Origin of the sequence: Bradyrhizobium genosp. P (assembly GCF_049949265.1) — a bacterium.
Classification (GTDB): domain Bacteria; phylum Pseudomonadota; class Alphaproteobacteria; order Rhizobiales; family Xanthobacteraceae; genus Bradyrhizobium.
Genome location: NZ_CP188195.1, coordinates 158,892 through 180,177 on the forward strand (window position 1 = coordinate 158,892; position 21,286 = coordinate 180,177).

At 64.4% G+C, this 21,286-nt stretch carries 19 protein-coding genes; 9 read left to right on the forward strand and 10 right to left on the reverse strand.

All coding sequences use genetic code 11. The features are described 5' to 3' along the window. The first annotated feature begins 15 nt into the window (after positions 1-15). The 4 genes from ACP2YO_RS00800 (at position 16) to ACP2YO_RS00815 (ending at position 4,863) form a co-directional block, all read left to right on the forward strand. Positions 16-450 carry an endonuclease domain-containing protein gene (locus tag ACP2YO_RS00800; protein WP_426438205.1) on the forward strand — a complete coding sequence of 145 codons (435 nt, stop codon included), beginning with the start codon at positions 16-18 and terminating at the stop codon, positions 448-450. Beyond that, positions 447-2,888: a phenylalanine--tRNA ligase subunit beta gene (pheT, locus tag ACP2YO_RS00805; RefSeq protein ID WP_426438206.1), complete on the forward strand. Its 2,442-nt coding sequence runs from the start codon at positions 447-449 to the stop codon at positions 2,886-2,888. The genes ACP2YO_RS00800 and pheT overlap by 4 nt, the downstream gene beginning before the upstream one ends. Before the next feature lie 217 nt (positions 2,889-3,105). Next, positions 3,106-3,882 (forward strand): sulfite exporter TauE/SafE family protein, encoded by a 777-nt coding sequence (locus ACP2YO_RS00810; protein WP_426438207.1) that lies wholly within the window; start codon positions 3,106-3,108, stop codon positions 3,880-3,882. A gap of 39 nt (positions 3,883-3,921) precedes the next feature. Beyond that, complete coding sequence (locus tag ACP2YO_RS00815; protein WP_426438208.1) at positions 3,922-4,863, forward strand: MBL fold metallo-hydrolase; 942 nt, start codon at positions 3,922-3,924, stop codon at positions 4,861-4,863. 264 nt (positions 4,864-5,127) lie between these two features. Here the strand turns inward: ACP2YO_RS00815 and ACP2YO_RS00820 are convergent, their stop codons facing one another. Together ACP2YO_RS00820 and ACP2YO_RS00825 are read right to left on the reverse strand one after the other, a co-directional pair. Beyond that, positions 5,128-5,796 (reverse strand): ATP-binding protein, encoded by a 669-nt coding sequence (locus ACP2YO_RS00820; protein ID WP_426438209.1) that lies wholly within the window; start codon positions 5,794-5,796, stop codon positions 5,128-5,130. Continuing rightward, positions 5,796-7,211, reverse strand: a complete 1,416-nt coding sequence (locus ACP2YO_RS00825) for a flavin monoamine oxidase family protein (protein WP_426438210.1) — start codon at positions 7,209-7,211, stop codon at positions 5,796-5,798. The genes ACP2YO_RS00820 and ACP2YO_RS00825 overlap by 1 nt, the downstream gene beginning before the upstream one ends. A gap of 247 nt (positions 7,212-7,458) precedes the next feature. Here ACP2YO_RS00825 and ACP2YO_RS00830 point away from each other — a divergent pair, with 247 nt between their 5' ends. After that, positions 7,459-8,346: a YiiX/YebB-like N1pC/P60 family cysteine hydrolase gene (locus tag ACP2YO_RS00830; RefSeq protein ID WP_426438211.1), complete on the forward strand. Its 888-nt coding sequence runs from the start codon at positions 7,459-7,461 to the stop codon at positions 8,344-8,346. A gap of 81 nt (positions 8,347-8,427) precedes the next feature. Then, positions 8,428-8,865: a nickel-responsive transcriptional regulator NikR gene (gene nikR / locus ACP2YO_RS00835; protein ID WP_426438212.1), complete on the forward strand. Its 438-nt coding sequence runs from the start codon at positions 8,428-8,430 to the stop codon at positions 8,863-8,865. A gap of 4 nt (positions 8,866-8,869) precedes the next feature. Here the strand turns inward: nikR and ACP2YO_RS00840 are convergent, their stop codons facing one another. Together ACP2YO_RS00840 and ACP2YO_RS00845 are read right to left on the reverse strand one after the other, a co-directional pair. After that, positions 8,870-9,817 (reverse strand): hydroxymethylglutaryl-CoA lyase, encoded by a 948-nt coding sequence (locus ACP2YO_RS00840; protein ID WP_426438213.1) that lies wholly within the window; start codon positions 9,815-9,817, stop codon positions 8,870-8,872. A gap of 7 nt (positions 9,818-9,824) precedes the next feature. After that, on the reverse strand, positions 9,825-10,994 hold the full coding sequence (locus ACP2YO_RS00845) for a CaiB/BaiF CoA transferase family protein (RefSeq protein ID WP_426443506.1): 1,170 nt from the start codon (positions 10,992-10,994) through the stop codon (positions 9,825-9,827). 111 nt (positions 10,995-11,105) lie between these two features. Here ACP2YO_RS00845 and ACP2YO_RS00850 point away from each other — a divergent pair, with 111 nt between their 5' ends. The 3 genes from ACP2YO_RS00850 to ACP2YO_RS00860 all read left to right on the forward strand — a co-directional run bounded on the left by ACP2YO_RS00850 (position 11,106) and on the right by ACP2YO_RS00860 (position 14,407). Further along, positions 11,106-12,029 carry a LysR family transcriptional regulator gene (locus tag ACP2YO_RS00850; protein WP_426438214.1) on the forward strand — a complete coding sequence of 308 codons (924 nt, stop codon included), beginning with the start codon at positions 11,106-11,108 and terminating at the stop codon, positions 12,027-12,029. A gap of 128 nt (positions 12,030-12,157) precedes the next feature. Continuing rightward, on the forward strand, positions 12,158-13,567 hold the full coding sequence (locus ACP2YO_RS00855; protein WP_426438215.1) for an MFS transporter: 1,410 nt from the start codon (positions 12,158-12,160) through the stop codon (positions 13,565-13,567). Between the two features lie 90 nt (positions 13,568-13,657). Next, entirely contained in the window at positions 13,658-14,407 is a 750-nt protein-coding gene (locus tag ACP2YO_RS00860; protein WP_426438216.1) for a sulfate transporter family protein, read from the forward strand. Here ACP2YO_RS00860 and ACP2YO_RS00865 read toward each other — a convergent pair. The 6 genes from ACP2YO_RS00865 to nth form a co-directional block, all read right to left on the reverse strand. Beyond that, complete coding sequence (locus ACP2YO_RS00865) at positions 14,404-15,972, reverse strand: DHA2 family efflux MFS transporter permease subunit (protein WP_426438217.1); 1,569 nt, start codon at positions 15,970-15,972, stop codon at positions 14,404-14,406. The genes ACP2YO_RS00860 and ACP2YO_RS00865 overlap by 4 nt on opposite strands. Further along, the gene (locus ACP2YO_RS00870; protein ID WP_426438218.1) at positions 15,969-16,481 is read right to left on the reverse strand and encodes an isoprenylcysteine carboxyl methyltransferase family protein; all 513 of its coding nucleotides are present in this window, start codon (positions 16,479-16,481) and stop codon (positions 15,969-15,971) included. The genes ACP2YO_RS00865 and ACP2YO_RS00870 overlap by 4 nt, the downstream gene beginning before the upstream one ends. Further along, on the reverse strand, positions 16,478-17,503 hold the full coding sequence (locus tag ACP2YO_RS00875; RefSeq protein WP_426443507.1) for a type III polyketide synthase: 1,026 nt from the start codon (positions 17,501-17,503) through the stop codon (positions 16,478-16,480). Before ACP2YO_RS00875 ends, ACP2YO_RS00870 begins: the two co-directional genes overlap by 4 nt. 148 nt (positions 17,504-17,651) lie before the next feature. Further along, positions 17,652-19,292 carry an MFS transporter gene (locus tag ACP2YO_RS00880; protein ID WP_426438219.1) on the reverse strand — a complete coding sequence of 547 codons (1,641 nt, stop codon included), beginning with the start codon at positions 19,290-19,292 and terminating at the stop codon, positions 17,652-17,654. Then, positions 19,279-20,430, reverse strand: coding sequence for an HlyD family secretion protein (locus ACP2YO_RS00885; protein ID WP_426438220.1), 1,152 nt, complete (start codon positions 20,428-20,430; stop codon positions 19,279-19,281). Before ACP2YO_RS00885 ends, ACP2YO_RS00880 begins: the two co-directional genes overlap by 14 nt. A 65-nt stretch (positions 20,431-20,495) precedes the next feature. Next, entirely contained in the window at positions 20,496-21,269 is a 774-nt protein-coding gene (gene nth / locus ACP2YO_RS00890; RefSeq protein WP_426443508.1) for an endonuclease III, read from the reverse strand. Positions 21,270-21,286: the final 17 nt, after the last annotated feature.

Sequence of the window (21,286 nt, forward strand, 5' to 3'; positions counted from 1 at the left end):
ACAATGGGGTTGCCAATGGTCGATCCTGAACACCCGAACTGGAAAGTCTCCGACAAGCTTCGTTCGAATGCACGGGCACTCCGCAAGAACTCCACGGACGTGGAGCGAATTCTTTGGTCGGAGCTACGCGGCGATCGGCTGAACGGCATAACTTTCCGCCGTCAGGTACCGATCGACAACTACATCGCCGACTTCGTTTGCCACGCCGCGAAACTTGTGATCGAGCTCGACGGCGGCCAGCATTTTTCGGATCAGGGCGAACGCGCTGACGCCGCGCGCTCGGCCGTCATCGAATCCCAAGGCTTCAAGGTTCTTCGCTTCAGCAATCTCGACGTCATGACAAATCGCACAGGCGTCCTAGAAACAATCGCCGCTGCCGTCGCGGAGAGAGCCCCCACCCTAACCCTCCCCCGCGAGCGGGAGAGGGGACAAGAGAAGCCATCGTCATGAAGTTCACCCTCTCCTGGCTGAAGGATCATCTCGAGACCGACGAGCCGCTGGAAAAGCTCGCCGACAAGCTCACCATGATCGGGCTCGAGGTCGAGAACATCGAGGACAAGGCGAAGCAGCTTGCGCCGTTCACCATCGCGCGCGTGATCTCGGCCGAGCAGCATCCGAATGCCGACCGCCTGCGCGTCTGCATGGTCGACACCGGTGACGGCGGCGCGCCGGTGCAGGTGGTCTGCGGTGCGCCGAATGCGCGTGCCGGCCTGATCAGCGTGTTCTCCCCTCCGGGCACCTACATTCCCGGCAAGGATATCACGCTCGGCGTCGGCACCATCAGGGGTGTCGAGAGCCGCGGCATGCTGTGCTCGGCGGCCGAACTGCAAATCTCCGAGGACCACGACGGCATCATGGAGCTGCCGGCGGACGCACCGATCGGCAAGGGCTATGCCGACTGGGCCGCGCTCGGCGATCCCGTCATCGAGATCAACCTGACGCCGAACCGCCAGGACTGCACCGGCGTGCACGGCATCGCGCGCGATCTCTCCGCCGCCGACATGGGCAGGTTCAAGGATCCCGCGATCAGGCCGATCAAGGGCGAATTCCCCTGTCCGGTGCAGGTGACCGTGGAGGACGCTGCGCTGTGCCCGGGCTTCGCGCTCCGCCTGGTGCGCGGGGTGAAGAACGGCCCGTCGCCGGAATGGCTGCAGAAGCGGCTGACCTCGATCGGCCTGCGTCCGATCAACGCGCTGGTCGACATCACCAACTTCGTGACCTACGACCGCGCGCGGCCGTTGCACGTGTTCGACGCGAAGAAGGTGAAGGGCAATCTCAGGGTACGCCGTGCCAAGGACGGCGAGACGCTGCTCGCGCTGGACGGCCGCACCTACACACTCGACAGCAGCGTCTGCGTGATATCAGACGAGCACGGCGTCGAATCGCTTGCCGGCATCATGGGCGGCGAGGCCTCGGGCTGCGATGAGAGCACCACCGACGTGCTGATCGAATCGGCGCTGTGGAACGAGATCAACGTCGCCCAGAGCGGCCGCAAGCTCGGCATCAATTCGGACGCGCGCTATCGCTTCGAGCGCGGCGTCGATCCGGCGTTCATGGTGCCCGGGCTCGAACTCGCCACCAAACTGGTGCTCGATCTCTGCGGCGGCACGCCGTCCGAGAATGTCGTGGTCGGCAAGCGGTTCGGCGAGGACCGCGTGATCGATTTTCCGCTCACCGAGGTCAAGCGCCTTGCGGGCATCGAGGTGCCGCTGGTCGAGGTCAAGCTGATCCTGAACCGGCTCGGCTTCATGATGGCCGGCAGCGGTCCCGTGGTGAAGATCGCGATTCCGTCCTGGCGCACCGACGTGCAGGGCAAGGCTGACATCGTCGAGGAGATCGTGCGCATCGTCGGCGTCGACAAGGTGCCGATGACGCCGTTCGAGCGCGGCGACGCGCCGCGCAAGCCGGTGCTGACGCCGCTGCAGAATCGCACCCGCCGTGCCAAGCGCGCGCTGGCCGCGCGCGGCATGGTCGAAGCCGTGACCTGGTCGTTCATTTCGAAGCCGCAAGCCGAATTGTTCGACCGCGATCCCCCTGTGCAGTCGCAGGCCAATCGCCGCGGCCATCCTGAACTGTCGCTCGCCAATCCGATCGCATCAGACATGTCCGACATGCGGCCGAGCCTGCTGCCGGGTCTCGTCACCGCCGTTCAGGCCAATATCAACCGCGGCTTTTCGGATGTGGCCTTGTTCGAGGTCGGTCAGGTCTTCATCGGTGACCGGCCGGAGGATGAACTGATCGCGGCCGCCGGCGTTCGCCACGGCTATGCCTCGTCCAGCGGGCTCGGGCGCAGCTGGTCGGGCTCGTCGACGGCGGATGCGATGGACGCCAAGGCCGACGCCTTCGCGGTGCTGGCAGCGGCCGGAGCACCGATGCAGGCGCTCCAGATCGTGCCCGGCGGCCCCGCCTGGCTACATCCGGGACGTTCCGGCACCATCCAGATCGGTCCGCAGAACGTGCTTGGCTATTTCGGTGAGCTGCATCCTCGCGCGCTGGAGACGCTCCGCGCCGACGGTCCGATGATTGCGTTCGAGGTGATCCTGGAACGCGTTCCGGAAGGCAAGCAGAAGGCGACCCGCGCCAAGCCGTTGCTCGATCTTTCCGCGTTCCAGCCGGTGTCGCGCGACTTCGCTTTCATTGTCGACCGCGGCGTCAAGGCCGGCGACATCGTCCGATCCGCGCAGAATGTCGACAAGAAGCTGATCACGGCTGTGACCGTGTTCGACGTCTATGAGGGCAAAGGCATCGATCCCGACAAGAAGTCGATCGCCATCGCCGTGACGATCCAGCCGCGCGAGAAGACCATGACCGATCAGGAGATCGACGCGGTCGCGGCGAAGGTCGTGGCCGAGGTGACCAAGCGAACCGGCGGCACGCTGCGGGGATGATGCTAACAAGGGCGCCTTTGCGCCCCCTCGCTCCGTTCTTACGGGGAGAGGGTTGGGGTGAGGGGCTCTCTCCGCGAAAAAGGTGAGAGCGCAGTATGCGGAGGCTCCCCTCACCCGAAATTCACGCTTCGCCTGAATTTCGACCTCTCCCCGCAGGCGGGGCGAGGTGCAGCAGAGACTGCGACCCCCAATAAAAAAGCCGTCACGTCCCTCCCGCATGAGCCCCTCCAGCTTCATCCCCTCCGACGTCAGCACCAACGTCGCACTTGCGATCTGCGCGATCGCCTTTGTCTCGGGCACCGCGCGCGGATTTTCCGGCTTCGGCTCGGCGCTGATCTTCATGCCGCTCGCAAGCAGCATCGCGGGGCCGCGGCTGGTGGCAGCGTTGCTGCTGCTGATCGATTTCGTGGCAGCAACGCCATTGCTGCCCAACGCCTGGAAACACGCCGACCGCAAGGCGACCGCGGTGATGGTGGCCGGCGCGCTGGTGGGCGTCCCGATCGGCACCTACTTCCTGACGGTGCTCGAGCCCGTCACGACGCGCTGGATCATCTCCTGCTTTGTCGCAGCACTTCTCGTGCTGTTGCTGTCGGGCTGGCGTTACCACGGCAAGGATCACGTCGCGCTGTCGGTCGGCGTTGGCGGTCTCTCCGGCTTCTGTAGCGGTCTGGCGCAGACCGGTGGGCCGCCGATTGTCGCCTACTGGCTTGGCCGCCCGGTTGCCTCGATCGTCTCGCGCGCCAATATCGTGCTGTTCTTCGGCGCCTCCGATTTCTTTTCGCTGGTGAGCTACTGGTTCACCGGACTGATCACGATCGAATCGATCAAGTTCTCGCTGATCGTCGGTCCCATCTACGGCATCGGCGTCTGGTTCGGCGCCTCACTGTTTGGCAGAGCGAGCGACGGCGTCTTCCGCGCGATCTGCTACGCGCTGATCGCGGCCGCCGTCATCGCCGGCCTGCCCGCGCTTGATGGCATTCTGCGCGGCGGCTAGGCTGACGCACTATAACGAGAAACTTCCGGGGAGAGACCGATGATCGACCGCCGCGATGCGTTGAAACTGGCGCTCGGCAGTGCCGCCGTGCTCGCCGCCCCGACCGTGCTTGCGCAGACCACGAAACTGCGCACCCGCATCGTATTCCTCGGCACCAAGGGCGGACCGCGGGTCGGCGTCGGTCCTTCAAATCCCGCCAACCTTGTCGTCGTCAACGGTACGCCGTTCGTGATCGATTGCGGCATGGGCGTCAGCCATCAGCTCGTCAGCGCCGGCGTGCCGCTGGAATCGCTGAAGTACATCTTCATCAGCCATCACCACTCCGACCACAATCTTGAATACGGCAACCTGGTCTACAACGCCTGGGCAACCGGCCTGTCGACCCCGATCCACTCGTTCGGGCCGAAGGGCATCGAGGCGATGACGAAGACCTACTGGGAGCTGAACAAATTTGACATCGAGACGCGCATCGAGGACGAGGGCCGCCCCGATCTCCGCAAGCTTCTGATCGCGAAGGACATCACCGAGGACGGCGTAGTGCTGCAGACCGAAGATGTGAAGGTGACGGCATTTCGGACCCCGCATCCTCCGATCACGGACAATTTCGCCTACAAGTTCGAGACTCCGGACGGCACCATCGTGTTCTCCAGCGATACCGCCTACAATCCCAAGCTCGCGGAGTTCGCGCATGGCGCCGACGTCCTCGTGCACGAGGCGATCTATCTTCCCTGGGTCGACAAGCTTGTCGCGCGCGTCAAGAACGGCGCCACGCTGAAAAAACATCTGCTCGAGAGCCACACCGCCGCCGAGGACGTCGGCCGCATTGCCGACGCCGCCAATGTCAAGGTGCTGGTGATGAGCCATCTCGTACCAGGCGAGCTTGACGTGACGGACGAGGACTGGAGCAGCGAGGCCAAAAAGCACTTCAAGGGCCGCATCATCGTCGCCCGCGACCTGATGGAGCTGAAGCTGCCGGTGTGAGGCGCGGCACCCCCTCCGCTGTCATCGCCCGGCTTGACCGGGCGACCCAGTACACCGCGGCCCATCGGCTCAAGCACAACTGCCTCTGGAATACTGGATCGCTGGGTCAAGCCGGGCGACGACACCGCAGGTAGCTGCCCGAAGGTCCTCACCCCGCCATTGCGAGGAGCGAAAGCGACGAAGCAATCCATCGCTCTGCGCATGCTGAGGCATGGATTGCTTCGCTTCGCTCGCAATGACGACATTGTGGGGTCGGGCTATCAGCTACCCGATCACCAAATCACAATACGCATACCCGTCGCGTTCAACGCGTTCGCCTGTCGTCACCGCGAGCCGGTGCTTGAACATCGGTCCCGCCACCACGCAGGTGTGAAACTCGCCGTTCTCGCCGCAGGGATCGACGCTCGCGGGCAGGTCGGCCAGCAGACGCGCATCGAATGTGCGGCCAGCGAATTCGGCCGGCAGCTTCTTCAGATCGACCGTGGCAAGATAAGCTTCCAGCCCGCTTGCAAGCATCGCGGCCGCGAGCTCCTCCGTAGGCCGTTCCCACAGCGGAAACACCGGCGTGATGCCGGTGCCGGCGAGCTTCTGTTCGCGATAGGCGCGGATATCGGCCAGGAACAGATCGCCGAAGATCATGTGGGTGATGCCGTCGCGGACCGCCTGAGAAACCGCTTCCCCCATCCGCGCCTCGTAGACTTCGTTTGGACAGGGATAGGGTATCCGCACAGTCAGCTGCGGCAATCCCGCCGCTTCGCACTGCGCCCGCAGGATCTCCTCGCGGACGCCGTGGATCGACACGCGGCCGAACGTCTCGGTGACGGTCGTCAGCGCGCCGACAACCTCCAACTCGCCAGCGCGCCGCACCTCGTGCAGCGCGAACGCGCTGTCCTTGCCGCTCGACCAGGAGATCAATGCCTTCGGTCGTGACATCAGTCGATCGGCGAGGCGGTGCGGGACCGCGCGTGGTGCCGCCGCGGCTTCGCGGCCGGTGCGGCGGCTTCCGGCGGCGTGTCTTTCAACGCCCCGATCCGCCGCAACGCGGCATCGGCGGCGCGCTCGCCGCTCTCCCAGGCGCCATCGACGGTGCCCCACAACGTCTCATGCGTGGCCTCGCCCGCGAGATACAGGCAGCCGATCGGCTCGGTCAGGATTTTTCGCGAGAGCTGCCCGCCGGGGGCGGCGGCGGACATCGCGCCGAGGATGAAGGGCTGTGCATTCCAGCGGGTCGCCGTCGTCTTCTTCACGGCGGCGCCGATCTCGCTGCCATAGAGCTTGCTCAACCATTCCACTGCAAATGCGCCCATCGCCTGCTCGCCCTGCGCCGACAAATCGTGGCCGAAAGAGCCCGCGACATCGATCGTGCACAGCGACGAACCGGCGATATTGCCGTAGAGCATCGCCGTTCGGGTCGAATTGCTCTGCTCGATGATGACGTCATCGCGCGACAGTCCAAGCGGATTGCCGGGAAGTTGCAGCGCGATGCGATCGTAGCTGCCGAGGCTCAGCCTGGCGGCGGCATCGAGCGCGCGTTTGGGAATCTCCGGCGCGAATCTGATCTTGCCACTCGTGAGCACATTGCTCGACACGGTGATGATGGCAGCGCGCGCGGTGATCTTGCCGGATGCCGTCTCGACCACCACGTCGCGATTGCTCCAGGAAATGCGCTGCGCCGGCGTCGACAGCGCCAGCGGAAGCTGCTCGCCGAGCTTGGCGATCAGCGTGCTCAATCCCTGCCGGCAGGCGAACGCGGCGTTGCGATCCTGCGCGCGGACCTTGTCGACGGCAGAGACGTCCTTCAGATCCTTGCCGCTGAAGCTGGCGCCGAGCAGGAATTCCGCGGTACCGGCCCAATCGCCGAGATCCTTCGGCAGCGCCGCGGCACAGGCGATATCGGCCTTGCGCGAGGCATCGTCGATGGCGCGATTGGTGCGCACCAGCGCGGCCAGAAACTCCTCGGTCTCGCCCGGACGGGCGTAGCGCCGGCCGATGCGGATCTTCTGGCCCGCGGGCGCCGTGACGATCTCGAGGCCGGCCGTGCGGGCAAGCCGGATCATCGGATTGGAGTCGGGATTGTGCATCCAACGCGCGCCGCGATCGAACGGCACGTCGAAGCTCGATATGTCGGTCTGGCAGCGCCCACCGATCTGGCTGGCGGCCTCCACCACGAGCACCTTGCGGTTTGCGGCGGCGATCCGCCGCGCCGCCGCAATACCGGCAGCGCCCGCTCCGATCACGACGATGTCAGCCTCGCGCGGCAACGGCGCAGCCAAGACCCGCCCACTGAGCGCAGGTGCCAATGCCAGGCTCGCGGACGCCGACAGGAAATCGCGGCGGGTAATCGTCATGGCAAGTCCTTCGGCAAGTCCTTCGGCAAGTCTTCCGGCGAGCTTTCTGGCAAGATTTCAGGCATGGTTTCCGGGGACTTGCGGAAAGGGGGAACGCTTCGCGAACTTTGCCGTATCTCACCGATCGCAGCAACCGTCATGGTAAATCAATCATGATTGATCCGCGTCATGCATGAACTAAATTGAAACGGCTCGCGACCATGATAAGGGAACATAAGCGGTCGTAGAACCGCTGGGGGAGATTGCAATGGGGGTCGTGCTCGATACCGTCGGCCAATGGATCGCGGGGTACCTGCAAAAGGAAGTCCCGGGTTACGAGCCGTTCACGCCGAGCGATCCGGAACATCTGCGTGGCATCATCCAGCCGGGCGACGTTCTGCTGGTCGAAGGCAACAACCGGATTTCCGGCATCATCAAATATTTGACGCAGTCGACCTGGTCGCATGCCGCGCTCTTTGTCGGGCCGATCGACGGCGCGTTCGAAGCCGACAGCGAACAGCATGTGCTGATCGAGGCCAATATCGGCGAGGGCGTGACGTCAGCCCCGCTGTCGAAATATCTCCCCTATCACACCCGCCTCTGCCGTCCGGTCGGACTGTCTTACGAGGACCGAACCACGGTGTGCCGCTACGCCATCAACCGCATCGGCTTCGGCTACGACACCAAGAACATCGTCGACCTGGCGCGCTTTCTGTTCCCGCTGCCGATCCCGCAGCGCTGGCGGCGGCGCATGATCGCGTTCGGCTCCGGCGATCCGACCAAGATCATCTGCTCGGCGCTGATTGCCCAGGCCTTCGACGCGGTGCGCTATCCGATCCTGCCCAAGATCACGCGTGCGGCCAGCCGCAAGGCGCGCCGCGAGATCCTGCATATTCGCGACTCCTCGCTCTACATGCCGCGCGACTTCGACATCTCGCCCTATTTCGAGGTCGTCAAACCCACCATCGTGCACGGATTCGACTACACGGCCCTGCACTGGGCCGACAAGCAAAAGCCGCTCCGGGAGGTAGCGGGCGAATTCAGCGTGTTTCCAGAACGCAAGTCGCCGCCGCTTGCTCCTGAAGAGATTGACGAGGAGGCACCGCTTCCGGTTGCGGAAATGACGCCGGTCGCGGCGGAGCCGGCGCTGGTCTAGCGACGGCGGGCGGGCGCACGACTGTGACATCGGATGAGACCTGCTACAGTCACGCGACCGCCCAGCCAACACGGATAGCCCATGCAACGGATCACCATCACCATCGAGGATGATTTGCTCGCGGAGATCGACGCTGCCGCCGAGGCGCGCGGCTACCAGAACCGCTCCGAGATCATCCGCGACCTCGCCCGCGCCGGGCTGCAGCAGAGCGCGGAGGAGGCACCATCAGGTCAATGCGTAGCGGCGCTGGTTTATGTCTACGACCACGCCGCGCGCGACCTGTCGAAGCGCCTCGTGCAGAATTTCCACGGCCACCACGACCTGTCGCTGGCGACGCTGCACGTCCATCTCGACGACGACAGCTGCATGGAGGTCACGGCGCTGAAGGGCGCCAGTGGCGAGGTCCGGCATTTCGCCGACCATATCATCGCCGAACGCGGCGTCCGCTACGGCCGCGTCGTGATGATCCCGACGGCGGGGGAGAAGAAGTCACGCAAGCGAGGACACCACCCCGATTGAGAAATCACGCCGCCTTCACCTTGGTGCCGGATGGCTGGCCGGCGCGCGCGAGGCCGCCATACAGGGCCTCGTTCGGCATCTCCGACTTCAGGATCGCGCGCACCGCGATGAGACGGTCGAGGTCGATGCCGGTCGCAAATCCCTTGCTCTCGCAGAGGAACACGAGATCCTCGAACACCACATTACCCGTGGCCCCCGGCGCGAACGGGCAGCCGCCGAGACCACCGAGCGAGCCGTCGAGCACGCGGGCGCCCTCATCGAGTGCCGCGGAGGCGTTGGCGATGCCCATGCCGCGGGTGTCGTGCAGGTGAACGCAGACCGGCTTCGAGCCGGCGATCCTCACCGCGCCCCGCGTCAGCTCGCCGACCTGCTTCGGCCCGGCATAGCCGACGGTGTCGGCGATCGCGACCATGTCGGCACCGGCCTCGTAGAGCTTCTCGGTGAGGCGCAGCACCTCCTTCGGATCGACCGGACCGACGATCGAGCAGCCCAGCGCCATCGAGATCGCGGCATTGACCAGCGGCTTGTGCACGCTGGCGTCGCGCAGCTCGCAGAGCCGCCTGACGTTCGCGATCGCGGATTCGCGGGATCGATTGGCATTGGCCTGGCTGTGCTCCTCGGTGGCGGAGACCACCGTCGCAACTTCTCCGACGCCGGAGGCCAGCGCCTCGTTGACGCCGCGCTCGTTCAGCGCCAGCGCGACGCCGTGCGCGCCGGGCAACGATGCGACGGTTGCGATGACGTCCCTGACGTCGACGAATTGCGGAAAGGTCTTCGCGGGCAGGAACGAGCCGACCTCGAAATGCCTGACGCCGGCGGCATATTCATCGCGCATCCAGCGCTGCTTCGCCGATGTCGACGGAAACGTCTTCACCAGCTGCAGGCCGTCGCGCAGACCGACTTCGCGCAGGCTCACTCTGTCGTTGGGATAGATATCGTGGATGCGGGTCATTACAGCCTCACGCAGCGTTTCCGGTTGATGAGCGTTTCTGTTGTTCGAGCTCGGCGCGCACCTCGTCGGTGTCGGCGCCAAGCACCGGCACCTTCAGGCCCTCGCCGATATTGCTTCCGTTCCATTCGACCGGCAGTGCCGGCACGCGGAACGGCTTGCCATCGGCCGTGACATTGTTGACGAGGCCACCCGGTCGCAGCACATGCGGATCCTGCAGCAGATCCTCCGGGCGATTGATCGGCGAGAAACAGATGTTGAGCGCGTCGAGCCTGGCCGACAGATCCGCCACGTTCCAGTGTTTGATCACCTCGGCGACGCGCGGGATGATCCGGTCCCGCGCCATGATGCGGTCGGTCGTCGTGCGCAGCGTGGCATCCCCGGCAAACTCCTGCAGGCCGAACTCGCGGCAAAAGCTCTGCCAATGTCCTTCGGTGACGACGCCGATAAAGATGCGGTCGCCGCCGGCGGCGTCGAAAATGTCGTAGATCGGCCACGCGTGCTCGCGCTCCGGCATCGAGCGCGGCTTGCGGCCGGTCATCTCGTACTCGACCATGTGCTGGGCGACCAGGAACAGGCAGTTCTCGAACAGGCCGATGCGGATGTCGGCGCCGTTCCTGCTGCCACCACGCTTCTGGTAGAGCGCAGCCAGGATCGCGATCGCGCCGAACATGCCGCCCATGATGTCGTTGGCGGAGGAGCCGACGCGCTGCGGCTTATCGCGCGTGCCGGTCATCGCCGCGAGCCCCGACATCATCTGCACGACCTCGTCGAGCGCCGGACGATGCTCGTAGGGGCCGGACAGAAAGCCCTTGTGGCCGGCGACGATCAAATCCGGATAGGTCTTGCGAAGCTCCGCCGCGCCGAGGCCCTGCTTCTCGAGTTGGCCGTCGCGAAAATTCTCCACGAACACGTCGGCGGTCGCGAGCAGCCGGTGCATCGTCTCGCGGTCTTCGGGTTTGGCGAGATCGAGCACGACGCTGCGCTTGCCGCGGTTGAACAACGGGAAGAACGAGACGCCCATGCCGCCGAGCGAACGGGTCTTGTCGCCGACGGGAGGCTCGACCTTGATCACCTCGGCGCCGAGTTGCGCCAGGATCATGCCGCAGGTCGGACCCATCACCATGTGGGTCATCTCCACGACCCTCACGCCGTCCAGCGGCAGTCCGCTTCCCGTCATCGGTTGCTCCGTGCTCATTCTTCGGTCCCCCTCAAACTAGGCTTCCGCACGCTATCTGAAAAATATAATCTGTCGAATAGTGCATTCGCAATTCCAGAACGCTTTGGTCCCATGGACTCGCGCCAGCTACGTTATTTCATCGCGGTTTACGAGCAGCGCAACCTGTCGCGGGCGGCGGACCAGGCCAATGTCGCGCAATCCGCGCTGAGCCACCATATCGCGAACCTCGAGGCGGAATTCGCCACGCCGCTGTTCGAGCGCAAGCCACGGGGCATGGAACCGACGGCGGCCGGCGAGCGGCTGTACGAGCATGCCCGCATCATCCTGCGCGCAATGGCCGCCGCCGAGCGCGAGATCAAGGAAGGCGGCAGCGCGATTGCCGGCGACATCTCGATCGGCATGGCTAATTCCGGGATGAAGGCGATCGGCGTACCGCTGATGCGGACCGTGCTGACGAAATATCCGAACCTGAAGCTGTCGCTGACCGAAAGCCTGTCCGGTGCGACGCTGCTGCATTTGATGAGTTCGGAGGTCGACCTCGCGCTGGTCTACAATCCGCCATCCGAGAAGGACCTGATCGCCGAACCGGTGCTGGAAGAGCAGATGTATTGCGTCGGGACCGAGAAGCTGATCGGCAACAAGGGACCGATCATGTTCGAAGAAGTAGCGCAGCTGCCGCTGATCCTGCTGCGGCACGGGCTGTCGGCCCGCGCACTGCTCGACGACCCCGTGCCGCTGAAGCGGCTGGAGGCCAATGCGATCCTGCATCTCAACTCGACCAGCGGCATGATCGGCGCGCTGACCGCAGGCTTGGGCTGCACGATCGCGACGACCCATTTCGTGAGCGAGCCATTGAAGGCGCGACTGCTGGTGGCGCGCGAGGTGATCGAACCGAAATTGACCCGCACGCTCTATCTGTGCCGCTTACGCAATCGCCCGATGACCTATGCGATGGAAGAAATGTGCCGGCTGATCCGCGCCCTGATCGCCGAGCAGGTCGGCCGCGGCGCCTGGCAGGCCACTCTCCTGATCTGAGTTCTAAGATATCGAACGGTTCCTTCGATATGTTCGTCTGGATTTCTGGCTCCCGGTTGCCACACATGGTCCGACCGGCACGTCTTCAGAAAGAAAGGCGGCCATTGGCCTATTAGGGGAGGACCATGATGAGCGCCATCGAACTCGGCTCGGTTGCCGAACTTGCCAGCACGACAAGCGAGCCGGACGAGATTTCACGGCGGCTCGAGGCACTCCCGGCCTCGCCCTATGCCTGGCGGCTGGTGATCCTGCTCTCGCTCGGCGGCTGCTTCGAGATCTACGATCTGTTCTTCACCGGCTACATCGCGCCCGGCCTCATCCGCAGCGGGCTGATGACCACGACGACCCAGGCCTTCTTCGGCTTCTCCGGTATCGGCGCCTTCGTCGCCGCCACCTTCGCCGGCCTGTTCGTCGGCACCTTCTTCCTCGGCTTCCTGGCCGACCGTTTCGGGCGCAAGGCGGTCTTCACCTATTCTCTGCTGTTCTACAGCGCAGCGTCGGTGATCATGGCCTGCCAGACCACGCCCGGCGGCCTGTTGCTGTGGCGTTTCATCTCCGGGATCGGGATCGGTATCGAGGTCATCACCATCGACGCCTACATCACCGAGCTGGTGCCGAGCTGGATGCGCGGCCGGGCGTTTGCGATCAACCAGGCGGTGATGCTGTCGGCGGTCCCGATCGTCGCGGCGCTGGCCTGGTGGCTGGTGCCGCTCACGCCTTACGGCATCGATGGCTGGCGCTGGGTCGTTTTGATCGGCGCCGCCGCAAGCATGGTGATCTGGGTGCTGCGGCTTTACGTGCCGGAAAGCCCGCTCTGGCTCGCCCGCAACGGCCGCACCGAGGAAGCGCTCAAGATCCTCGCCACGCTGGAAGCCTCCGGTGGCCCCGTCACCGCGCGCCCGAAAACGGTGATCAAGCCTCCTGCGCCGGCGCAGGCGCCGGTTGGCTTTATCGGACTGTTCCGGCCGCCTTATCTGTCGCTGGTCGTGCTGTTCATGGTGTTCAATTTCTGTCAGGCCTTCGGCTTCTATGGCTTCGCCAATTGGGTGCCGACACTGCTGGTCGAAAAGGGCATCACGGTCACCAAAAGCCTGCAATATTCCTTCATCGTCGCGTTTGCCTATCCGCTCGGGCCGCTACTGGCAGCGACGTTTGCCGACCGGTTCGAACGCAAATGGATCATCTGCGGCGCCTGCGCGGCCATCGTCGTGTTCGGCGCAGCATTTTCGCAGTTTATCGAGCCGACGTTCCTGATCCTGAGCGGGGTGCTACTCACGGCGGCGAACATGACGCAATCCTACGCCTATCACGCCTACCAGTCCGAGGTGTTTCCAACGGCGATCCGCGCACGGGCCTCCGGCCTCGTCTATTCGATGAGTCGTCTCAGCGCGATGTTCTCGGGCTTCATCGTCGCCTACACGCTGCGGGTCGCAGGCGTCAACGGTGTCTTCGGTCTGATCACATCGGCCATGATCCTCGTCATCATCATGACCGCGCTGTTCGGGCCCAAGGTCCGCGGCAAGCCGCTCGACGCTTGATCGCGACACAAACGGCGACACAAACGGCTCTTGCCGAAGCCATATTAGGTGTCTACCTCTCGCGGGAACTTTTGCAGAGGTAGCCCCGTCATGCTGGATGCCGCCGTCAAGGCGATTTCGCAAATCCTGTCGCCGCCGATGCGCTCGATCCTGTGGCGCTCGATCGGACTCGCGCTCGTGCTCATTACCGTGCTGGCAATCGGATTGCAGCGGCTGTTGAGCTGGTTTGCTGATTCCGGATCGGTCTGGGCCGAAGGCATGCTCGGTCCCAATTTCCATTCCACGCTGACCGTCGTGTCCTGGATCGTCTCGATCGCCGCAGGTCTCGGCGTCGTGCTCGGCGGCATCTTCCTGATGCCCGCGATCACCTCGCTGGTGGCGAGCTTGTTTGTCGACGTCGTCGCCGACCATGTCGAGCGCGAGCACTATCCAGCCGAGCAGCCCGGTATGGCGCTGCCGTTGACGATCGCGATGACCGAAGGCGTCAAGACGGCGTTGCTGACCATCCTGGTCTATCTGGTGGCACTGCCCTTTGTGCTGTTCGCAGGCGCCGGCTTCATTGTATTCTTCATCGCGACCGCGTGGCTGTTGGGGCGGGAGTATTTCGAGCTCGCGGCGATGCGGTTCCGCTCGCCGGAGGACGCCAAGGCGATGCGCAAGGACAATGCCGCGACCGTGTTCACTGCGGGACTGTTCATCGCGGCTTTCGTCTCGATCCCGATCGTCAATTTGGCGACGCCGCTGTTCGGCATGGCCTTCATGGTCCACATGCACAAGCGCCTGTCTGGTCCGCGACCCGAATTGATCGAGCCGGCACGGCGCAGCAACGTGCCGGCTTAGATCGGATCTGAAGGGACCGACAGTGGTGAAGTTACCCGATCGCGCGCGAAGGGCACCAGCAGCAGACCGACAATCGCCACGCAGGCAAGCATCGCCCACGCCTCGTTGATGGAGAGCGCGAGCGACGCCTGCTCGACGAGCGGCCGAACGAACGCAACCGTGGCTTCGTCAGGCGGTCCCGGTGAACGGTCGATGAGCAGCTTTGGATCGAGCCCGACGGCTTGCGCCGCGGTGATGTCTCCTGCCAGCAAGCGCGTGCGAAAATCCTCGGCATAGATCCAGCTTCGGCCGTAGAGGATCGTATCGATCAGGGCGATCCCGATCGCGCCGCCCAGATTGCGCATCAGGTTGAACAGGCCGCTGGCGTCAGCCACTTCGGCTTCCGGCAATGCGCCCAACGCAATGCGCGTCGGCGGCAGCAAACAGAACATGATCGCGACGCCGCGCACGATCTGCGGCCAGAACATCTCGTCGAAATCGGCGGTGCGCGGCTGGAACGCACTCAGGCCGAGGCCGAGCGCGAACAGGGCAAAGCCGGCGCCGGTCAGAACACGCGCACCGATGCGGCTTTCGAGGATCGCCGCGAGCGGCGCGGCGGCGAGTTGTGCAATCCCCGTCACCAACATGACGGTGCCGATCTCCAGGGCATCATGGCGCCGGACGAAGCCGAGAAAGACCGGCATCAGATAGACCGAGCCATAGAGGCCGATCCCGAGGCAAAAGCTCAGGGCGCAGCCAATCGCGAACGAAGGTCGCCGGAACGTCGACAGCCGCGCGATCGGATGCAGTGCGCGCGAGGTGCGCCGGATTAACACCGCCATCCCAACGATGCTTCCGATCAGGAGGCTCAGGCACGTCAGCGAGAGCCAACCACGCTGCGGCGCTTCCTTCAGCCCGATCTCGAAGCTTGCGAGCGCCACCGCGAGCAGGACAAACGCGGACCTGTCCAGCTTCCACAATTCGCCCAGATGGGTGGCCTCCCTTGGAAGCAGAAATGGCGCGACTGAGGCCGCAATTAGTCCCGGAATGACATTGATCAGGAACAGCCACGGCCATGACCAGGTTTGCGTGATCCAGCCGCCGACGACGGGTCCGACCGAAGGGGCGAGCACCGCAACGACACCGCCGATCATGGTCGCCACCGCGTGAAGACGCGGCGGAAACAGCGTGAACACGGCGGAAAACACTGCCGGAATCAGGACGCCGCCGGCAAACCCCTGCACCACGCGAAAGGCCAGCAGCACGGCAAAGCCGCCGCTGATCGCGCAGCCGATCGATGCCACGGTGAACAGGCACACGGCCGTTACGAACAGCCATCGCAGCGACAGCACATGCGTGAGCCGTCCGGTCAGGGGGATCGCGATCACCTCCGCGATCAGATAGGCGGTCTGAATCCAGCTCATGGCAGCCGGCGAGATCGCGAGCGCATGCTGGATGGTCGGCAATGACGTCGCGACCACCTGGATGTCGAGGATGGCCATGAACATGCCGAGGCACATCAGGAGAAATCCGGCCCAGGTCGCGACGGATGGGCTGTCGGTTCGATGCTCGCCCCGGCCGTTCATGGAGCGCTGGCACGCTGCCGGCCAATGACGGAGAGGACGCGCGTCTCGACGCGGATTCGCACTGCGAGCACCGCGAGATCAAGGACCGTGAAGATCAGCGCCGGCCACGGCAGGTGCAGCGCGAGCGGAAGCAGGGCGATTTCCCCGACGACGACGGCGTAGTTTGGATGCGGGAGGTACCGGTAAGGCCCGGATGCGACCAGCGGCGCACCCGGCAGCACGATGATCCGCGTGGTCCATCGCGGCCCGAGCGTGGCAAGGATCCAGACCCGCAGGCCCTGCAACGCCAGATAGGCCGCGAGCGCCGCCATGTTGACGTCCTGATCGCGGCCCCAGACCCACAGGGCGATCAACCAGGCTGCGTGAACCGACACGATGAGCGGGTAGTGATTCGCGCCGACTTCGATAGCACCGCGCGCCAAAAGCCGCGACGTGTTGTGGCGCGACAGCACGAGCTCGCCCAAACGCTGCAGCGTAACCAGCGTAAGGATGACCGATGCCAGGCTCACGCCGCGTGCCGGAGCGCGACACAGCTGAGGGTGAAGCCGGGCCCGAGCGCAGTCAGGAGCGAGCGCGGCGGCAGTCCTCGGATGCGGGCACGTTCCAGGACGAAGAGAACGGTCGGGGCCGACATGTTGCCGCAATCGGCAATGATGTCGCGCTCATGATCGAGTGTGCCCTGATCGAGCGCCAGCGCCCGCTCCAGGGCCGCGATGACCTTGGTGCCACCGGGATGGCAAAGGAAGCGGTCGATGTCGTCGACTGACAACTTCATCCGCGCGAGGATTTCTGCAACTGCCGACCCCATATGGTCGCGGATAAAATCGGGAATGGTCCGCTGGAAGACCACGCCGAATCCTTCCGGATCGACCGTCCATCCCATGATGTCGAGCGTATCCGGCCAAAGCTTCTCGCCGCTTGCCTCGATCCGTGTCGCACCGCCATCACCGGCGCGCAGCACAATCGCTGCGGCGCCATCGCCGAACAGACTGGCGGCGACGATGTTCGCCTTGGTGAGCTCGTCATGCCGGACCGCCAACGTGCAAAGCTCAAGTGCGACCAGCAAGATGTTCGCGCCCGGCCGCGCCTCCGCGAGCCGCGCTGCGATCGACAGGCCCGACACGCCGCCGGCGCAGCCGAGGCCGAACACCGGAACCCGCGATACGTCCGCCCGCAGGCCAAGCTTGCCGGCGACACGCGCATCGAGCGTCGGCGTCGCAATCCCTGTCGAGCACACCGTGACCACGACATCGATATCGCTGCTGTTCAGATCGGCGCGGGCGATCGCCTTGCGCGCGACATCGACGAACAGCGCCTCCGCTCCTTCCAGAAAGGCCTGCGTCCGCTCCGGCCAACCGCGCCGCTCGAGATACCATTCGATCGGCTTGACGCCGTAGCGATGCCGAATGCCCGTATTGGCGAACAGGCTCGAAAGCGTTTCAAATTCCGGATAACGGTCGGCCAGAAGGCCGCGCGCGGCCTGCAGGATCTGTCCCTGATGGAATAGATGCGGTGGAACTGAGGTCGCCATAGAAAGAAGCGCGGCCGTCTGCTTCGTGTCGCTCAATTTGGCTCATCCTGGCTGTGGTCCCCAATGATGTGAGACCACGCGACGAGCGAAATATTTCAAGCGCCGCCGGCATCAGCCGTCGGACTTTAGTCAACATAAATTGAATGGCTTAGTTGCGAGCAGCCGCGATTTTGACGCCGCATTGGCGCAGCACGCTCTTCGCAAAGCCGAACGGTTCCGGCGTGAAAGGCCCCGGCGGCGCGCGCTTGATCAGCGCGACCAGGAACAGGGCCACCATCGCCAGCCAGAAACAAAGCCAGAATCCGTCGATATAGGCCAGCACATTGGCCTCGCGCTGCACCAACCCGGCCAGCGTGCCGACGGCCCTCCCCATCGCCTGCCCGATGCCATGGCCGGAAAAGCCCTCCGCCAGATGTTGCAAGAGCTGCCTGACGTCGACATCGCCGCTCTGAACATGCTGCCCGAGATAGTTCGAGTGAATCTGCTCGCGGACCCGCAGCCACGTGCCCATCAGCGCAATGCCGATCTCGGCGCCGCCGAGCCGCATGATCTGGATATAGGCCGCGAATGAGGTGGCACGCGACGGATCGGAATTCGACAGCGCAAGGATGATGATCGGCAGCAAGGTGAACGCCTGTCCGACCGATTGCAGCAGCACGATGCCGATGAAATCCTCCCGCGCCCAGACATGGCTCAGCTGGGTGCCCCAGAGATTGGCGGCGGCGAACGCCGAGAATCCGAGCACGACGACGGTGCGCGCATCGAAGTGCCGGAGCAGATAGATCGAGATCGGCACCAGCACGATCATCGGCAGGGCGCCATAGGTCAACAGCAATGCGCCTGACTGTTCCGGCCGCAACGCCGGAATCGCGCCGAGGAAATTCGGCACCAGCGACGAATTGGAGAGGCTGGTCAGCGTGTATAGCAGGATGACAATGAGCGAGAGCCCGATATTGCGCGAGAACAAGATGTTGAAATGCGCCCAGGGGCGGGGCACCAGGGTCTCGTTGATCATGAAGCAGACGATCAACACGCCGCCGCTGATCAAGAGGGCCACCACCGTGCCCGATCCCAGCCAATCCAGTCGATTGCCCTGGTCAAGACCGGCGTAAATCATCGCCAGGCCCGCACCGAGCAGCAGCATGCCGCCCCAATCGGCATGACGCACCAGGTCGCGATTGACCGGATCGTTCGGGGTGCCGAGATACACCATCAGGCCCATCAGCGGCGCGATGATCGCGCTCTGCCAATAGATCCAACGCCAGCCGAGATGATCGACATAGAAGCCGACCAGTGAGCTCGACGTATCGAGCGCAAAGCCGACACGGATTGAATACATCGAGACCGCCGGCAGCCACCAGCGGATCGGCAGGTTGCGCAGGATGATCATCAGCGTCGCCGGCACGAAAGTGCCGAGCAATATGCCGTGGACGACGCTGAGCACGATCAGCGTCGTGAAATCACTCACGAACGGAATGATCAGCGAGACCAGGGCGTAGAGCAGGCTCGGGATGCCGAGCACACGCCGCAGACCGAACGCGGTGGCAAGCCAGGCCACCGCAGGCGCGATAAAGATCTGCGAACCGATGCCGGCGGTCGAGAGCCACGCGCCCTCGTCGAACGAGAGCGAGTACGTGCCGCGCAGATCGGGCAGGCCGACGGTGGTCAGGCGGCTGTCGACATTCGCCAGAAACGCGCCGAGCAGAACCGCGATGACGGCAAATATCGGCCGCGGCGCGATGCCGCCCTGCGAAACCGGGCCGAGATCGACATCGTCACTTCCTGCCATCCGCGACGGCCTCGCTGGTGTTGATGTCGGTGACGACGGACATGCCCGGCAGCAGGCGCTCGAGCAGGGGCTGATTCTTGTCGAACTGGATCCGGACGGGAATGCGCTGCACCACCTTGGTGAAGTTTCCGGTGGCATTGTCAGGCGGCAGCAGCGCGAATTGCGAGCCGCTCGCCGGCGCGATCCGTTCGACACGGCCACGCAGCTTCTGGCTCGGGAATGAATCCACCGTGATCTCGACCGGCTGGCCCGGCCTGACGCGCGTCAGCTGGGTTTCCTTGTAGTTGGCGATCACATAGACATTCGGCAGCGGCACCACATTGACCAGATTGGTGCCGATGTTGACGTAATCGCCGGGCTGCACCTGCCGCTCGCCGGTGACGCCGTCGAATGGCGCGACGATCCTCGTGTAGCCGAGCTTGAGCTTCACCGCCGACAGCTGCGCCTTGGCGCCCTCGATATCGGCGGCACGCTGCTTCTTGGTCCCCTGCAGCACCTCGAGCTGATGACGTTGCGCCGCGATCACCGCGCGGCTTGCGCTGACATCGGCCTGTGCCTTGGCATAGGCGGCCGTGGCCTGCTCGAATTTTTGCCGCGTGCCGGCTTCGGTTTGCGACAGCGACTGTTGACGCTCCTGCTCCTGGTGCGCCTCGATCTGCTGCGCCTCCGCGGACAGCCGTGCGGCCTCGGCCTGCGCGATCGTCGCGTATTGCAGCTCGACCTGGTTGTTGAGATTGTCGAGCACAGCCTGCGCGCCGACCACGCCGGCCTCGGCCTGCTCGACCTGCGCCTGGTAGTCGGCGGGATCGATCTGCACCAGGAGATCGCCCGCCTTGACGCGCTGGAAGTCGGAGACGGCGACGGTGAGAACCTCGCCGGCGACCCGGCTGGAGAGCTGGGTCAGCTCGGCGCGGACATAGGCGTCATCGGTGCTCTGGATCGTGGCGCCGCCAACCCAAGCATCCCACCGTACGGTTGCCAGTACGATGAACGCGAGCGCGGCGAGCACTGCAAAAAGCGGGATTGCGAAGCGGCTCCAGAAGCCGCCTGCCGCGGGTTGCGGCTTTGCTGGCGCTACCGGTGGAGCAACAGCCGCCTGGCTGGCGGGTGGCGGACTGTTCTGAACCTGCTCTGTCACACGTAGTTCCCTCAATCATGCCCGAACGCGAGGCGAAGCTACTAGCACACCGTGTCAATCGTGCCTCAGACCGTTTTCTCCGGCCAACGGCAAAGATCATTGATCAGGCATACTTCGCAACGCGGTGCACGCGCGAGGCAGGTGTAGCGGCCATGCAGGATCAGCCAGTGATGGGCATGCAGCATGAACTCCGGCGGAATCACCTTCTCCAGCCCGAGTTCGACCTCGAGCGGGGTCTTGCCGGGCGCCAACCCCGTGCGGTTGCCGACGCGAAACACATGGGTATCGACCGCCATCGTGTGTTCGCCGAACGCCATGTTGAGCACGACATTCGCGGTCTTGCGGCCGGCACCGGGCAGCGACTCGATCTCGGCCCGGGTCCGTGGCACCTCGCTGCCGAATTCGGCGATCAGCTTTTCGGAAAGCGCGATGACGTTCCTGGCCTTGTTGCGATAGAGCCCGATGGTCTTGATGTAGTCGCGCACCTTGTCCTCGCCGAGCGCGAGCATCTTTTCAGGCGTATCCGCGACCGCAAATAGCGCACGCGTCGCCTTGTTGACGCCGGCGTCGGTGGCCTGCGCCGAGAGCACGACGGCGACCAGCAGGGTGTAGGGATTGAGATGCTCCAGTTCGCCCTTCGGCTCGGGATTGGCTTTGCGGAACCGGCTGAAGGCCTCGTAGACCTCCGCCACGGTCCACGGTTTCGGCTTTGCCAGCTTCTTTGCCGTGCGTTTGTGCAGCGCCTTTGCTGCCTTTGCGGCCTTGCTCGGCGTGGACCGAACGCCTGGTGTCTTGATGGGTTGAGATTTGGCGCGTTGGGGGCGGGTGCTTTTGGCCATGATCGGGATATACTGAC

Bases quoted from the DNA above. Each gene is read 5' to 3' on its own strand.
- ACP2YO_RS00810 (WP_426438207.1), top strand. From the start codon at position 3,106: ATGAGCCCCTCCAGCTTCATCCCCTCCGACGTCAGCACCAACGTCGCA.
- ACP2YO_RS00855 (WP_426438215.1), top strand. From the start codon at position 12,158: ATGAGCGCCATCGAACTCGGCTCGGTTGCCGAACTTGCCAGCACGACA.
- nikR (WP_426438212.1), top strand. From the start codon at position 8,428: ATGCAACGGATCACCATCACCATCGAGGATGATTTGCTCGCGGAGATC.
- ACP2YO_RS00825 (WP_426438210.1), bottom strand. From the start codon at position 7,211: ATGACGATTACCCGCCGCGATTTCCTGTCGGCGTCCGCGAGCCTGGCA.
- ACP2YO_RS00840 (WP_426438213.1), bottom strand. From the start codon at position 9,817: ATGACCCGCATCCACGATATCTATCCCAACGACAGAGTGAGCCTGCGC.
- ACP2YO_RS00845 (WP_426443506.1), bottom strand. From the start codon at position 10,994: ATGACGGGAAGCGGACTGCCGCTGGACGGCGTGAGGGTCGTGGAGATG.
- pheT (WP_426438206.1), top strand. From the start codon at position 447: ATGAAGTTCACCCTCTCCTGGCTGAAGGATCATCTCGAGACCGACGAG.
- ACP2YO_RS00850 (WP_426438214.1), top strand. From the start codon at position 11,106: ATGGACTCGCGCCAGCTACGTTATTTCATCGCGGTTTACGAGCAGCGC.
- ACP2YO_RS00800 (WP_426438205.1), top strand. From the start codon at position 16: ATGGTCGATCCTGAACACCCGAACTGGAAAGTCTCCGACAAGCTTCGT.
- ACP2YO_RS00820 (WP_426438209.1), bottom strand. From the start codon at position 5,796: ATGTCACGACCGAAGGCATTGATCTCCTGGTCGAGCGGCAAGGACAGC.
- ACP2YO_RS00860 (WP_426438216.1), top strand. From the start codon at position 13,658: ATGCTGGATGCCGCCGTCAAGGCGATTTCGCAAATCCTGTCGCCGCCG.
- ACP2YO_RS00815 (WP_426438208.1), top strand. From the start codon at position 3,922: ATGATCGACCGCCGCGATGCGTTGAAACTGGCGCTCGGCAGTGCCGCC.
- ACP2YO_RS00830 (WP_426438211.1), top strand. From the start codon at position 7,459: ATGGGGGTCGTGCTCGATACCGTCGGCCAATGGATCGCGGGGTACCTG.
- nth (WP_426443508.1), bottom strand. From the start codon at position 21,269: ATGGCCAAAAGCACCCGCCCCCAACGCGCCAAATCTCAACCCATCAAG.
- ACP2YO_RS00865 (WP_426438217.1), bottom strand. From the start codon at position 15,972: ATGAACGGCCGGGGCGAGCATCGAACCGACAGCCCATCCGTCGCGACC.
- ACP2YO_RS00880 (WP_426438219.1), bottom strand. From the start codon at position 19,292: ATGGCAGGAAGTGACGATGTCGATCTCGGCCCGGTTTCGCAGGGCGGC.
- ACP2YO_RS00875 (WP_426443507.1), bottom strand. From the start codon at position 17,503: ATGGCGACCTCAGTTCCACCGCATCTATTCCATCAGGGACAGATCCTG.